This window comes from Pseudomonas sp. C 49-2, assembly GCF_003970195.1.
GTDB classification, from domain to species: Bacteria; Pseudomonadota; Gammaproteobacteria; order Pseudomonadales; family Pseudomonadaceae; genus Aquipseudomonas; species Aquipseudomonas canadensis.
Window position 1 is genome coordinate 422,170 of sequence record NZ_RXYG01000001.1, and the last position, 14,771, is coordinate 436,940.

The following is a 14,771-nucleotide window of genomic DNA, read 5'->3' on the forward strand; positions in this document are numbered from 1 at the left end:
GGACTGGGCGTCCCCCCCGGCTCCTACAGGGTCAGCGTTTCAATACCGCTTTTACGGCCGCTACCGACCGCTCCACATCCGCCTCCGTCATCGCCGTGAACATCGGCAACGACACGATCAAACGACCGACTTTTTCCGCCACCGGGAACATGCCTTCCTTGAACCCCTGTGCCCGATAAAGACTCAGCAGGTGGATCGGCGGGTAGTGATAGCCAATGCCGACTCCCTGGACCTGCATCTGCTCCATGAAGGTGGCGCGGGCCGGCAGGCCGTCCTGGCGTTCCGGCAGCACCAGTTGGAACAGGTGCCAGTTGCTGTTTTCGAAGTCGGCCGGTGGCAGTTGTGCGCCGTACTGCTCTTCAAAATCACTGCCAAAGCATTTGAAATAGTGTCGCGCCAGGTTCTGGCGATGCGCGGTGATCTGCTCGATATGGGCAAACTGCCCCAGGCCAATGGCGGCGGCGATGTCGGTCATGTTGAATTTGCCGCCCAGCACATCCACATCCAAGCCATCGAAGCCAGTGCGGGTCACGCCTTGCAGGCGATACTTCTCCGCCAGCCGCGCTTCCTCGGCGTTGTTCAAGACCAGGCAACCGCCCTCGGAAGAGGTGATGTTCTTGTTGGCCTGAAAGCTGAACGACACAAAATCACCGGTGGCGCCAATGCGTTCGCCATCCCAGCTCGACCCCAGTGCCTGGGCCGCGTCTTCGACGATGCGCAGGTTGTACTTGTTCGCCAGTGCATACAGCATCGGCATGTCCAGAGGCAGGCCGGCCAGGTAAACCGGGATGATCGCCTTGGTGCGCGGGGTAATCGCGGCTTCCAACTGGGCCAAGTCGATGTTGCGGGTGACCGGGTCGATATCGGCAAACACCGGCGTGGCGCCGACTTCCAGGATTACGTTGGCCGTGGCAACCCAGGAGATCGGCGTGGTGATGACTTCATCGCCAGGCCCGATCCCTGCAATGCGCAAGGCAATCTCCATGGTGCAGGTGCCCGAGTTGAAGGTGCGCACCGGCCGGCCGCCAAAGTATTCCGAAAGCTGAGCTTCGAATGCCTGCACTTTCGGCCCGCTGGTGATCCAGCCCGAGCGCAGTACATCGCCGACCGCCGAGATGGTGGCTTCATCAATGGTGGGTTTGGAGAACGGCAGGAAGGGCTGTTGGCTCATGACGACGAAGGCATCCGTTTCAGATTGGCGATGAGTAGGCGAGGTATCAGTACCAGCATGGTTGCACGGCTTGACTGAATATAGCCTGTCGTCTGTGAATGAATCGTCACCGTCCGGGCAAAAAAATGCCGCTTCAACAGCGGCATTCTTTACCGGGTTTTAGAAGGCGTAGCGCGCTTCCAGGAACACATTTTGTTCCTTGAGCTTGCCTTTGAGTTGTTCATCCCTGGCGTTCACACGGTTTGCGAAGGTGTTGTAGCCGGTTTCAACATCGCCCATGGCGATATAACGATAACCAGCCCCCAGTGTGATTTGCTCACTGACCTTGGCTTCCAGCCCCATGCCTACACTGTAGGCAAAGTTGTGTTGGCGATTATTGGCAAAGCGACGGGTCTCGTTGGTTTGATAGCCTTCGGCCTCAATGCGAGCGACACCCACACCGGCCATACCGTAAAACGACAGCCACTGGTTTATAGGGATGTCTTTATAGCCATTGAGCATCAGGCGTTGGCTCTGGACGTGCAGGCTGTTGACGTTGGCATTAAAGGGGGCCCAGTAGGATTTGAATGTCGAGTTGTTCGGCATTGTGTATTCCCCTTCCACGCGCCAGCCATTCTCAAAGGCGTAACCAGCGGCGAAAGAGGCCACGGATGACTTGCTGCTATCCGGCGCGTCCACCCGTTCAGTCACACGAGGGCTGGTGAGCAGTGAACTGGAGAGGTTCTGGCGGGAGCTGTTGAATTTGGCCGATCCGTACCAGCTTTCTGCCTGGGCGTAGGCGGTAGCAAAGACAGAGAGCAGCAGTGCGTAGGCAATCTTGTGCATGGGCAGTGATTCGCTTTATTTAAAAAGGAATCTTTAGCTTGTTGCCTGGCAGGATGAGGCTCGACAGGACTTATCTGTAGTCAGCTGTGAAAGCAGGAATGCTTACGTAGTGCTCAGCCGCGATGATCGTAGGAATTGAAGACAAAAAAATACCGCTGTTCAAAGCGGTATTTTTTACTAAACCCGAGTTATTCGGTAACGGCGTTTTTCGCGAGGATGGCGTTGGCCAGTTCCATGTCCGTGGCTTGCAAGCCAGGGTTGTCGGCGCGGACTTTCTGCATGGCGGCTTCCAGGTACGGGCCACGGATGCCGCCGTCGCTGGCAACAAAGCTGCCTGCGTCGTCTTGCGCGGCGACCACCAGCTTATGGTCCTTGAAGGTCAGGTACGTCGAGCCGGTGGTGGCGCCCGACGAGATGACATTGCGCCAGAAACTGTCGGCCATGGCTGAACCGACTGGGAGGGAAAGCACAGCAAGGGTTGCGACAGCATATTTGAGACGCATGATGGGTGACTCCGGGTGGGTTATCTGTACTTTATGATTGTAGTTAACCCAACCGAGTTCCATCACTGACTAAACAGTTTCAACCCTTAACACCACGCCATCCTGGCCAACCACCCGGACTTGAGCGCCTACGGGACTGTCTGGACCCGTCACCATCCACACGCCGTCACCGACTTTTACCTTGCCCCGGCCATCCACAATCGCTTGATGCACCATGAAGGTGCGGCCGATCAGTTCCGAACCGCGTTCGTTGAGGCCCGGCTGGTCGCTGGCTTTGGCACTGCTGCGCTGGCGCTTCCACCAATACACGGCTGTCAGGATCGACAACACGGCAAACAACAGAAGTTGCCACTCCAGCCCTAAAGGCGGCACCAGGAACTTGATCACGCCCACGGCTGCCGCGGCGATGCCCATCCACAGCAGGTAACCACCGGCGCCGAATACTTCAAGAATCAACAGGACCGTACCCAGCGCCAGCCAATCCCAAAACGACAGATGCTGCAGGAAATCCCACATGGCGCTGGCCTCAGCCTTTCTTGTTGTCGAACGTTGCCTTGACGATTTCGCCGATACCGCCGACCGCACCGATCACCTGGCTGGCTTCCAGCGGCATCAGGATGACCTTGCTGTTGTTGGCCGATGCCAGCTTGCCCAGCGCATCGATGTATTTCTGCGCGACAAAGTAATTGACCGCCTGCACGTTGCCCGACGCAATCGCTTCCGACACCACCTGGGTCGCGCGGGCTTCGGCTTCGGCCTGACGCTCACGGGCTTCGGACTCAAGGAATGCCGCCTGTCGGCTACCTTCGGCCTCCAGGATCTGCGCCTGCTTCTTGCCTTCGGCGGTCAGGATTGCCGACGCTCGCAGGCCTTCAGCTTCAAGGATTTGCGCACGCTTGATGCGTTCGGCTTTCATCTGGCCCGACATGGCGGCCATCAGGTCGGCAGGCGGGCTGATGTCCTTGATCTCGATACGGGTGATCTTGATGCCCCACGGTGCGGTGGCTTCGTCCACGGTTTTCAGGAGTTTTTCGTTGATGCCGTCACGCTGGCTGAGCATGGCATCCAGCTCCATGGAACCGAGCACGGTACGGATGTTGGTTTGCAGCAAGTTGCGGATGGCGTGTTCGAGGTTGTTGACCTCGTACGCGGCCTGGGCGGTGTTGACCACCTGGAAGAAGCACACGGCGTCGATCTGCACGGTGGCGTTGTCGGCGGTGATGACTTCCTGGGGCGGGATATCCAGCACGCTTTCCATCACGTTGATCTTGCGACCGATGCGGTCCATGACCGGGATGATGATGTTCAGGCCAGGCTTGAGGGTGTTGGTGTAGCGGCCGAAACGCTCGACTGTCCACTGGTAACCCTGGGGGACGACCTTGAAGCCCATGAACAGGATGGCGATGGCCAAGCCCACGAAAAGAAGCAGTACGGTTCCGATCTGCATAGCGATTCCCTATCTGAATGTGTCAGTGAAACGACGTTGGGCCGATTGTAACGGTGTTGTCACCGATAAGAACGGTTTCACTGCTCATCAAACAAAGGATTTGTTACCGAATCCCCAGGTGTCACTCGTAATACTTCCGCCATCGTGGTCAGCCCCGTCTCGACCTTATGCAGGCCAGCCATGCGCAGGCTGCACATGCCTTGGGCAATCGCCGCCTGGCGCAAGGCCTGTACATCGGCGCCGGGTGTGATCAGCATCTTGAGCGCTTGGTTCAGCACCATGATTTCGTAAACACCCGCTCGGCCCCGATAACCGCTGTGTCGACATTCCACGCATCCGACCGCCTCATGGACCTCACCCAGCGTCCGCTTGCAGTGAGGACACAGAACCCGCACCAACCGCTGCGCCATCACCCCCAATAACGTGGCCTTGATCAAATAGTGAGCAATGCCCAGTTCTTGCAAACGGCTGATGGCGCTGGGTGCGTCGTTGGTATGCAGGGTCGACAGCACCAGATGCCCGGTCAGTGCGGCCTGGATCGCCATTTCGGCGGTCTCCTGGTCGCGGATCTCGCCGATCATGATGATGTCCGGGTCCTGGCGCAGCAGGGCGCGGATGCCGCTGGCGAAGGTCAGGTCGATGTTGTGCTGCACCTGCATCTGGTTGAACGCCGGCTCGACCATTTCGATCGGGTCTTCCACGGTGCATAGGTTGACCTCCCGGGTCGCCAGTTGCCTGAGCGTGGTGTAGAGCGTGCTGGTCTTGCCCGAACCGGTCGGGCCGGTCACCAGGATGATGCCGTGGGTCTGGCGCGTCATGGATTGCCAGCGTTGCTGGTCATCAGCCGACAAACCCAGCTGGTCAAAGCCCTTGAGCAGGACCTGCGGGTCGAAAATCCGCATTACCAGCTTCTCGCCAAACGCCGTGGGCAAGGTGGAAAGGCGCAGCTCAACTTCCGCGCCCGCCGGGCTTTTGGTCTTGACCCGTCCGTCCTGGGGCCTGCGTTTTTCTGCCACGTTCATGCGACCCAGGCTTTTCAGGCGGCTGACGACGGCCATCGTCACCTGGGGCGGAAATTGATAGACGTCGTGCAGCAGCCCGTCGATGCGAAACCGCACACGCCCTTGTTCACGGCAGGGTTCGACATGGATATCACTGGCGCGCTGGGCGAACGCGTACTGCAGCAGCCAATCGACGATATTAACGATGTGCGCGTCGTTGGCATCCGGTTCCTGGTCGCTGGCGCCAAGGTTGAGCAGGTCGACATGGCCAGGCGCCGTGACCTTTTGATCGGCGCTGCTGACGGATTTCGCCAGTCGGTAGAACTCATCGATACAGCGCGTAATATCCTGGGGATTGGCGACCACGCGTTTGATCGAGCGCTTGAGCACCTGCGCAAGCCCGGCTTCCCAACTCGTGACATGGGGCTGGGCGCTGGCGATGGTAACGGTTTGCGCATCCACCGCCACCGCGAGGATGGCGTGGCGCTGGGCGAATGCGTGGGACATCAGCGGCACCACTGTCGCCACGTCGATCTTCAACGGGTCGATGCGCAGATAAGGTTGCCTGGCCTGCTGAGCGAGCCATTCGGTCAGGGTTTCCAGGCATGCGCCTTGGGCTGCGATGCTCTCTAGTGGATGCTGGGTGTTGCTGGCCGGCAGCGCCGACAAGCGGTGGGCGAGTTCAGGCGTGATCAGCCGCCCTTCGACCAAAGCCGGCAACAGCTGATGCAGTTCCAATCGTTGATCAACCGGCATGAAGGTTTTCCTGGGTGGCAGTGGGTGTAAATCCCAGGCTAGCCAGCCCCTGAATATCTGCCTCCCAGCGTGTATTGCAGGCTTTTACTGGGCGACCGCCGCCACCGCTTGAGGCCCTATGCAGTCGGCCGACCACATATCCAGCGTGCACACGCTAATCAGGTTTCGAATTTTTTCACCGATCACTTGCGCGCGGTGCCAGCTCAGGCCGTCCATCATGATGTCGATATTCAGCAGGTCACCTTCCCGGTTCACCATGACCTGTCGCGGCGTGAGGAATTGCAGCGCGAAATAGTTGAGGACCCGGCACAAAACATCAGGCTCCGCCTCGGCAACGATCCGGTAATGCGCCTGGCAATGAACGCTGGTGACGGCCCACGCATCGACGCGGGTAACAGGGTGGGTGGTTTCAACGGCGTGCATGGGAAAGCTCCAGATTCGACTGTAGAAATTTTTACATTCGCCAACGGAGATTTCTTATCTAAGATGAGGCCGTTTCAGGATTAATCGAATTGATCAATTCAAGATAAGCACCATTCAGGGTATTTATATGCACAGTGAGTTGGACGCCTACGACCGCCGCATCCTGGCCTTGCTGCAAGAGGACGCCTCGCTGTCCAGTGCTCAGATCGCCGAGCAGGTCGGCTTATCCCAGTCACCGTGCTGGCGGCGTATTCAACGTCTCAAGGAAGAGGGGGTGATTCGCGGCCAGGTGACGTTACTGGACCGCAAGAAGATCGGCCTCAACACGCAGATCTTTGCCGAGGTCAAACTCAACGCCCACGGCCGCTCCAACTTCACCGAGTTCACCGACGCGATTCGCGGGTTTCCGGAAGTGCTGGAGTGTTATGTGCTGATGGGGGCGGTGGATTTTCTATTGCGTATCGTCACCTCGGACATCGAGGCGTACGAGCGGTTTTTCTTCGAGAAGTTGTCGATGGTGCCGGGGATTCAGGAGGTCAATTCGATTGTGGCGTTGTCGGAGATCAAGTCCACCACCAGCCTGCCAGTGTTGCGCTAACAGGCTGGACGTAGCGATTTTACAGGCGCAGCAGCGTCTTCCACGCACGGTTCTGGTACACCGCAATCGCCTGATGCATCCGCGCATCCAGCGACTCATCGGTAATCGGCTGGTTAGCCAGTTGTGCCAACTTGTTGAGCTCGCCGTACAGACGGTCCAGTTCCGGGATGTCCACCACATGACGCGCATGGTGCAGCCAGGCCTGGATGCGTTCGATGCGTGGCAGTTGCTCGGCCAGGTCTTCCGGCTGTTGCTGGTAGCGCGGCAGTTGCAGGGCGACGGCGTCTTCGGCCAGCAGGCGTGGCAACCAGTTGGTGATTTGTGCAGCGCCCTGGCGGTTGCCACGCACGTTGCGGTCGGCGGTCCAGGTACGGGCCAGCAGCCAGCGCGAAGCGTTCAGTGAGAACAGGCCCCAGCGCACGTCTTCCAGTTCTTCGGCGAACTGTTCCGGCGCGGCTTTGCGGATGTCTTCGTCGTCGTCACCGGCTTGCACCAGTGGGCGCCAGTCTTCCAGCAGGGCATCCAGTGCGCTGCGCAGTTCGCTGGTGGATTGACGTGGTGCAGCCTGGCCGAGGCTGCCGACCAAGGCGCGCAGTTCGCCGAGGTTGTCGACCCAGTCTTGCAGCAGGCGCCAGTGGCCATTGAAGCGGTATTGCTCGGCCAGGCGTTGGCTGCTGCCCAGCAGGTGCCACATGATCGCGGCGAAGGCATCGTCCAGCGGCATTTCGGCGTGGATCTGCGGCGCCGGCAGGCTCAGGGAGTAGCTGCTGGCGTCGTACAGGCGGTAGCCACGCTCGGCCTTGCTGATATCGCACGGCATCAGGGCCAGGGTGGCGGCCAGTTCGGCGGCCAGCTCCAGCAGTGCAGCCGGCTCGCCTTCGCGCAGTTCCAGTTCCAGCTCGCAGATTTCTTCTTTCTGCTTGCCGACTACCACGTCGCCCAGGTCCAGGGCAGCTTCGATGACCACCTTGGTCTTGCCACGGCCCCAGGCGATTTCGGCGCGTTCACGCACGAAGTCGGTGGTGAAGATCGGCTTGAGGGTCTTTTTGTCCAGCTCGGCCAGTTGCTCGGGCCAGCATTCGCCGTCGAGTTTTTTCACGTCGAGCTTGGCTTTGGGTAATTCCCAATTGTATTCGTTACGTTCCGACAAGCCGGCGACGCTCTGGCCACGGGTCTTGAGAGTCTGGATGATGTCGTCACCGTCCTTGCGCAGGCGCAGGGCGACTTTGGCCTGGGCCAGGTCGCGCTCGGGGGTGTCGAAATACTGGTTCATCAACTCACGGCGTTCCCAGCCACTTTTGTTGCGTTTTTTCAGCAGCGGGTGCTCACGCAGCGCGGCGAGGGTCTCGCGGCTGACGCGAAGCTTGATTTCAGTTTCTTTTTGCATGGCCGGTACATCCAGGATCGGGAGCGCAGCCGGGGAAAAGAGTGGCTGCCAAGGTCGTGCAGTGTACAGGACTGAGCCCGGCAACGTGCCGCAACGGTTTATTGTGTCGTGCAGATGGCTCTATAGTGAGGCTCATCCGGGAAGTCGAGAGGCCGCGCATGCCATTACCGTCCATGAAAGAGCAGTTCGCCGCGCTGATTGCCGCGCCGTCGGTCAGTTGTACCCAGGCGTCTCTCGACCAGACCAACCGCCCGGTGATCGATTTGCTCGCCAGTTGGCTGGGCGACCTGGGTTTCTCCATCGACATCCAACAAGTCAGCCCCGGCAAGTTCAATCTCCTGGCCAGTTACGGCAGCGGCCCCGGCGGGCTGGTGCTGGCAGGCCATAGCGATACCGTTCCCTATGACGCCGCGTTGTGGAAGACCGATCCGCTCAAGCTGACGGAAGTCGATGGTCGTTGGGTAGGACTGGGCAGTTGCGACATGAAAGGCTTTTTCGCCCTGGCCATCGAGGCGGTGCTGCCGTTGTTGGATCAGCCGTTCAAGCAGCCGCTGCTGATTCTCGCGACCTGCGATGAAGAAAGCTCCATGTCCGGCGCTCGCGCATTGGCAGAGGCAGGGCGCCCGTTGGGCCGCGCAGCGGTGATTGGCGAGCCAACCGGGCTCAAGCCGATCCGTCTGCACAAAGGCGTAATGATGGAACGCATCGACATTCTTGGCCAAAGCGGCCATTCGTCGGATCCCAGCCTTGGGCACAGCGCCCTCGAAGCCATGCACGACGCCATTGGCGAACTGCGCGGCTTGCGCCTGGCCTGGCAGCGCGAATACCGCAACCCGCAATTCAGCGTGCCGCAACCGACCCTGAACTTCGGCTGCATCCACGGCGGCGACAACCCCAACCGCATCTGCGGCCAGTGTTCCCTGGAGTTCGACCTGCGCCCTCTGCCCGGCATGGACCCGCAAGTGCTGCGCGACGCCATCCGGCAAAAGCTCGTCCCCTTGGCCGAACGCCATCAGGTCAAGATCGATTACGCGCCGCTGTTCCCCGAAGTGCCGCCTTTCGAGCAGCCCGAAGATGCCGAACTGGTGCGGGTCGCGGAACGATTGACTGGCCATCGTGCCGAAGCAGTAGCGTTCGGCACCGAAGCGCCTTATCTTCAGCGCCTTGGGTGTGAAACCCTGGTGCTCGGCCCTGGCGACATCGCCTGCGCTCACCAACCCGGCGAGTACCTCGAAATGTCACGCTTGACGCCTACAGTGCGTCTATTGCGGGAACTGATCGACCATTACTGCCTGAAACCTGCATAAATTAACCCCAACCTGTTCGTACATAGAAAGGAGAGTGAGCGTGTCGCCAAGCCTGTTCCGACGATAACCATCAGCCCGCTGTGCGCTTTCACGATTCATCCTTTTTCGGCTGCTTTTTATTACAGGCCCAGGTGTTATGCCCGACTACGTTAATTGGCTTCGTCACGCGTCCCCTTACATCAACGCCCACCGCGACTGCACCTTTGTGGTCATGCTGCCCGGCGATGGTGTGGAACATCCCAACTTCGGCAATATCGTCCACGACCTGGTGCTGCTGCACAGCCTGGGCGTGCGCTTGGTGTTGGTCCACGGTTCGCGGCCACAGATCGAAGTGCGCCTTGAAGCGCGTGGCCTGATCCCGACTTACCACGAAGGCATGCGCATCACTGACGCGGCGACGCTGGAGTGTGTGATCGACGCGGTCGGCCACCTGCGCATCGCCATTGAAGCGCGCCTGTCGATGGACATGGCCTCGTCGCCGATGCAGGGCTCGCGCTTGCGTGTAACCAGCGGTAATTTCGTGACCGCACGCCCCATCGGTGTATTGGACGGCGTGGACTACCACCACACCGGCGAAGTGCGCCGTGTCGACCGCAAGGGCATCAACCGCCTGCTGGACGAGCGCTCCATCGTGCTGCTGTCGCCGTTGGGCTACTCGCCGACCGGTGAAATCTTCAACCTGGCCTGCGAAGACGTCGCCACCCGCGCCGCCATCGACCTGGGTGCCGACAAGCTGCTGCTGTTCGGTGCCGACATGGGCCTGCTCGATGAAAACGGTCGCCTGGTGCGCGAACTGCGCCCGCAACAAGTGCCGGCTCACTTGCAGCGCTTGGGCAACAGCAACTATCAGGCTGAATTGCTCGATGCGGCTGCCGAAGCGTGCCGGGGTGGGGTAGGGCGCAGTCATATTGTCAGCTACGCCGAAGACGGTGCCTTGCTTACCGAACTGTTCACCCGGGACGGCGGCGGTACGCTGGTGGCCCAAGAACAATTTGAGCAGGTGCGTGAAGCGGCGATTGAAGACGTGGGCGGCTTGCTCGACCTGATCAGCCCGTTGGAAGAGCAGGGCATCCTGGTGCGCCGTTCGCGGGAAGTGCTGGAGCGTGAGATCGAACAGTTCAGTGTGGTGGAGCGCGAAGGCATGATCATCGCCTGTGCGGCGCTGTACCAGATCGCAGATTCGGACGCAGGTGAGCTGGCGTGCCTGGCGGTGAATCCGGAATACCGTCATGGCGCGCGGGGCGATGTGTTGTTGGAGCGCATCCAGGCCCGCGCTCGTGCGCAGGGGTTGAAGACTTTGTTTGTGCTCACCACCCGCACCGCCCACTGGTTCCGTGAGCGGGGGTTTGTGCCGAGTAGCGTGGATCGTCTGCCGTCGGCGCGGGCGTCGCTGTACAACTATCAGCGTAATTCGAAGATTTTCGAGAAGGCTCTCTGACTTAACGCAAGGCTGGCTCTTGTGGGAGCTGGCTTGCCTGCGATTGCATCACCTCGGTTATTTGCAAGACCGAGTCGCTAGCATCGCCGGTAAGCCGGCTCCTACAGGGTCAGGGCTTGACGAATTTATCGGTCACGTACGCTGAATAGTCTGGCAACACTGCCTCAACCTTCCCCTGTTCCTTCAAGAACTTCGCCGTCTCCCCAATCGCCTTCGCCGTGCCGCCCTTTAGCAGCGCGTCAGTTTGCTGTGCCTGCGCATCCGGGAAGGTCGTACCAGCCAACAGTTCAGGAATGTCCGCAGCATTTGAACCTGTCAGTTTCGCGATTTTCTGCACCGGCTCGGAGTCCACCGTCCAACCGTCCTTATGGGTCGCATACTCGGCAAACGAATCCAGGGTGACCTTGGCAAACTTGGCCACTACGTCAGGATGTTTTTCCGCGAAATCCTTACGCGCCACCCATACTTCAAAGGTCGGTGCGCCCCACTGACCCACCTGGGCCGCGTCTGTCAGGGTCTTGCCGGTCTTGCGGATTTCGCCCAGGGCCGGCGACCACACGAATGCGCCGTCGATATCGCCGCGTTTCCACGCGGCTGCAATTTCTGCCGGTTGCAGGTTCACCACCTTGACTTGCCTGGTGTCCAGTCCCCAGTGCTTCAGCGCACCGAGCAGGCTGTAATGCGAGGTTGAGACAAATGGCGTGGCGATGGTTTTGCCGATCAGATCCTTGGGTGCGTCAATGTGGCTGCCGTTACGCACCACTAATGCTTCAGAAGTATTGATCTGGGCCGATACGATGAACGCGACGATGGGTAGATTGCGAGAAGCCGCTGCCGCGAGGGGGCTGGAACCGAGGTTGCCAATCTGCACATCGCCTGAGGCGATAGCGGTTACGACTTCCGGCCCACTGTTGAACCGGCGCCAGGCGATTTTTTCACCGATGGCCTTCTCATAGACGCCGTCGGCCTGTGGGACTTTGCTGGGGTCAATGCCGGTTTGGTAGCCGATGGTTAAATCGGCGGCTTTGACACCAAAAGAAAGTATTAGTGACACAAAAACTGTAACAAATTGACGGGAGGATGTGCGTTTGGCCATGATGGCGTCGCCTTTTTGATCGTGGGTGACGTATGCAACAGTACGGCCACACTAATCGATCTAAAAAAGCGCTAACAAATACCCTTTAGGAATTAGCTTATGGAGCGGTTTGTCTACCCTGACTTGTCCGCATCATGGAAAGCCTTATTCCCGAATCGTATGAAAAAGAATGAAACAATTCTTTTTGGGTGTATGAAAAACTCATTACCCTGCAGGGACCAAATCAACTGCGATTAGACGAAGGTAGTAGACACACAAGGTTACGATTGACTTGGTAGTCACTATCTGGCGCTAATCGCGCATCTGTGGATCGAGGGCGTCAGACCCGAGACCAAAGAAATACAAAAATTAGAAATGAGAGGAGCGGTACATGAAGAAGTCCACCTTGGCACTGGCTGTAGCCCTGGGCGCAATCGCTCAGCAAGCAGGCGCTGCCGGTTTTATCGAAGACAGCAAAGTAACACTGGGTCTGCGTAACTTTTACATCAACACTGACAACCGTGACTCGGCTGCTGGCACTGCTGCCAACAAGCGCGCCGGTGTTCAGAGCAAGCAAGAAGAGTGGGGCCAAGGCTTCGACCTGCGCTTCATCTCCGGTTACACCCAAGGCACCGTAGGTTTCGGCCTTGACGCAATCGGCCTGCTGGGTGTTCGCCTGGATTCCGGCGGCGGCACCAACGGCGCCACTGCTTCCTCGTACGGCGGCACTGTGTTCCCGAGCAAGTCCAATGGCGAAGCCGTTGATAACTACTCGAGCCTGGGCCTGACTGCCAAAGCCAAGATCTCCCAGACCGAACTGAAGCTGGGTACTCTGCAGCCTAAACTGCCGGTAATCGTGACCAACGATGGTCGTCTGCTGCCGCAGACCTTCCAAGGTGGCCAGATCACTACCAACGATCTCAACAAAGACCTGACGCTGGTTGCGGGTCAGATCGAAAAAGCCAAAGGTCGTAACTCCAGCAACGTCGACAATCTGTCGATCTCGGGTGCCAACTCCCGTGGCGCCGCCTGGCGTGACAGCAACAAGTTCTACTATGCCGGTGGTGACTACAAGATCACCAAGGATCTGACCGCCCAGTACTACTACGGCAACCTGGAAGATTTCTACAAGCAACACTTCCTGGGCCTGACTCACAACTGGGCAATCGGCCCGGGCGTGCTGAAGTCTGACCTGCGTTACTTCAACAGCTCCGACGACGGTAAGAACGGTCACGAATCCGCCTACTTCTCGTCGGGCAACTACAGCGGTGTCAACTCCGGTCGCGGCAAGGTTGATAACAACCTGTACAGCGGTCTGTTCCTGTACACCGTTGCCGGTCACACCTTCGGTGGTGGTTATCAAGTCAGCAACGGTAGCAGTGACTTCCCTTGGTTGAACCAAGGCGACGGTTCGTCCGCTTACCTGACCACTGACATGCAGATCGCCAAGTTCGCCCGTGCTGGCGAACGTACCTGGCAAGCTCGCTACTCCTACGACTTCGCCAAGGTTGGCGTTCCTGGCCTGACCGCTGGTGTTGTGTACCTCAAAGGCACTGACATCGACACCGTCAACGGTAGCCGCGCTGAGTTCACCGGCCAGTCCGAGTGGGAGCGTGACATCACTGTTGCCTACGTCGTGCCAGAAGGTCTGTTCAAAAACGTCGGTGTTGCCTGGAAAAACGCTATGTGGCGCAACGATGTTGCTGCCGCGCGCGATCAAGACGAAAACCGCGTCATCGTAAGCTACACCTACGCGTTCAAGTAACTGCGTAAAACCTTGCCCGGTGCAACACCGGGCAAGGTGTCTTGCTTTCAAGTCGGGCTAAACCCCCGCAAGCCCTTCCTGAACCCCTCTGTGTACAGCGTCTCAAGGCCTTCTCGAACCTTGGAAACGATGGTGCTCCTCGCCTTCGAATACGTCCAATGAACAGATTTTTAATATTCCTTTATCGTCTAGATAAATCGATATTTATTCTTTTTAAATAATCCACAATCCATGCACAGTGGGCTCCATAAGCACTCACCAGGAGCCACACCATGAGCCTAAGACTGGGCGATATCGCCCCCGACTTCGAACAGGATTCCAGCGCCGGCAAAATTCGTTTCCACGAATGGCTGGGCGATAGCTGGGGTGTGCTGTTTTCCCACCCGGCGGACTTCACCCCGGTGTGCACCACCGAGCTGGGCTTCACTGCCAAGCTCAAGGACGAATTCGCCCAGCGTGGCGTCAAGGCCATCGCCCTGTCGGTCGACCCGGTGGACTCGCATCACAAGTGGATCGAAGACATCAACGAAACCCAGAACACCATCGTCAACTTCCCGATCCTGGCCGACGCCGATCGCAAGGTGTCCGACCTCTACGACCTGATTCACCCCAACGCCAGTGACACGCTCACCGTGCGCTCCTTGTTCGTGATCGACCCGAACAAGAAGATCCGCCTGACCATCACCTACCCGGCCAGCACCGGGCGCAATTTCCACGAAATCCTGCGGGTCATCGACTCGTTGCAACTGACCGACAACCACAAGGTCGCCACGCCCGCCAACTGGCAGGACGGTGATGAAGTGGTGATCGTGCCGTCGCTCAAGGACGAGGAGGAAATCAAGAAACGCTTTCCGAAGGGTTACCGGGCGGTGAAGCCTTACCTGCGGCTCACCCCTCAGCCCAACCGTTGATGCTGAGATCGCCATCGCGGGCAAGCCCGGCTCCCACAGGGGAATACGGTCAACTGTGGGAGCCGGGCTTGCCCGCGATGGCGGCGGTGCATGTACCACAGAATTGAGATGTAAACCGAATCACATAGCAGGGGTTTTCAGGCCGTTTTAACGGCCTTTTTTTT

Annotated in this window: 14 protein-coding genes; 5 read left to right on the forward strand and 9 right to left on the reverse strand. The window is 58.8% G+C overall.

Features of this window, described 5'->3' with window-relative positions:
* Positions 1-31 precede the first annotated feature (31 nt).
* The 7 genes from EJ576_RS01950 to EJ576_RS01980 form a co-directional block, all read right to left on the reverse strand.
* Positions 32-1,171 carry a DegT/DnrJ/EryC1/StrS aminotransferase family protein gene (locus EJ576_RS01950; RefSeq protein ID WP_126569483.1) on the reverse strand — a complete coding sequence of 380 codons (1,140 nt, stop codon included), beginning with the start codon at positions 1,169-1,171 and terminating at the stop codon, positions 32-34.
* 159 nt (positions 1,172-1,330) lie between these two features.
* A complete protein-coding gene (locus EJ576_RS01955; protein WP_122729766.1) occupies positions 1,331-1,996 on the reverse strand; it encodes an outer membrane protein in 666 nt (221 codons plus the stop codon).
* Between the two features lie 188 nt (positions 1,997-2,184).
* Positions 2,185-2,499, reverse strand: coding sequence for a DUF2388 domain-containing protein (locus tag EJ576_RS01960; protein WP_003176799.1), 315 nt, complete (start codon positions 2,497-2,499; stop codon positions 2,185-2,187).
* 69 nt (positions 2,500-2,568) lie between these two features.
* Complete coding sequence (locus tag EJ576_RS01965; protein WP_016978979.1) at positions 2,569-3,015, reverse strand: NfeD family protein; 447 nt, start codon at positions 3,013-3,015, stop codon at positions 2,569-2,571.
* A gap of 10 nt (positions 3,016-3,025) precedes the next feature.
* On the reverse strand, positions 3,026-3,946 hold the full coding sequence (locus EJ576_RS01970; protein WP_010207363.1) for an SPFH domain-containing protein: 921 nt from the start codon (positions 3,944-3,946) through the stop codon (positions 3,026-3,028).
* A gap of 77 nt (positions 3,947-4,023) precedes the next feature.
* Complete coding sequence (locus EJ576_RS01975; protein WP_122729764.1) at positions 4,024-5,703, reverse strand: GspE/PulE family protein; 1,680 nt, start codon at positions 5,701-5,703, stop codon at positions 4,024-4,026.
* Positions 5,704-5,787: 84 nt separating this feature from the next.
* A complete protein-coding gene (locus tag EJ576_RS01980; protein ID WP_122729762.1) occupies positions 5,788-6,126 on the reverse strand; it encodes a hypothetical protein in 339 nt (112 codons plus the stop codon).
* A gap of 127 nt (positions 6,127-6,253) precedes the next feature.
* Here EJ576_RS01980 and EJ576_RS01985 point away from each other — a divergent pair, with 127 nt between their 5' ends.
* Positions 6,254-6,724 (forward strand): Lrp/AsnC family transcriptional regulator, encoded by a 471-nt coding sequence (locus EJ576_RS01985; RefSeq protein WP_010207358.1) that lies wholly within the window; start codon positions 6,254-6,256, stop codon positions 6,722-6,724.
* 19 nt (positions 6,725-6,743) lie between these two features.
* Here the strand turns inward: EJ576_RS01985 and EJ576_RS01990 are convergent, their stop codons facing one another.
* Positions 6,744-8,111 (reverse strand): inorganic triphosphatase, encoded by a 1,368-nt coding sequence (locus EJ576_RS01990; RefSeq protein ID WP_126569484.1) that lies wholly within the window; start codon positions 8,109-8,111, stop codon positions 6,744-6,746.
* Between the two features lie 158 nt (positions 8,112-8,269).
* Between EJ576_RS01990 and argE the strand changes: the two genes are divergently transcribed.
* Positions 8,270-9,418 (forward strand): acetylornithine deacetylase, encoded by a 1,149-nt coding sequence (gene argE, locus EJ576_RS01995; protein ID WP_126569485.1) that lies wholly within the window; start codon positions 8,270-8,272, stop codon positions 9,416-9,418.
* A 136-nt stretch (positions 9,419-9,554) separates the two neighbouring features.
* Positions 9,555-10,856 carry an amino-acid N-acetyltransferase gene (gene argA / locus EJ576_RS02000; protein WP_068937307.1) on the forward strand — a complete coding sequence of 434 codons (1,302 nt, stop codon included), beginning with the start codon at positions 9,555-9,557 and terminating at the stop codon, positions 10,854-10,856.
* A gap of 109 nt (positions 10,857-10,965) precedes the next feature.
* Here the strand turns inward: argA and tauA are convergent, their stop codons facing one another.
* On the reverse strand, positions 10,966-11,952 hold the full coding sequence (gene tauA, locus EJ576_RS02005) for a taurine ABC transporter substrate-binding protein (protein WP_123474851.1): 987 nt from the start codon (positions 11,950-11,952) through the stop codon (positions 10,966-10,968).
* A 370-nt stretch (positions 11,953-12,322) separates the two neighbouring features.
* Between tauA and EJ576_RS02010 the strand changes: the two genes are divergently transcribed.
* Positions 12,323-13,696, forward strand: a complete 1,374-nt coding sequence (locus EJ576_RS02010; RefSeq protein ID WP_028618377.1) for an OprD family porin — start codon at positions 12,323-12,325, stop codon at positions 13,694-13,696.
* 272 nt (positions 13,697-13,968) lie between these two features.
* A complete protein-coding gene (locus tag EJ576_RS02015) occupies positions 13,969-14,607 on the forward strand; it encodes a peroxiredoxin (RefSeq protein WP_016978988.1) in 639 nt (212 codons plus the stop codon).
* Positions 14,608-14,771 lie beyond the last annotated feature (164 nt).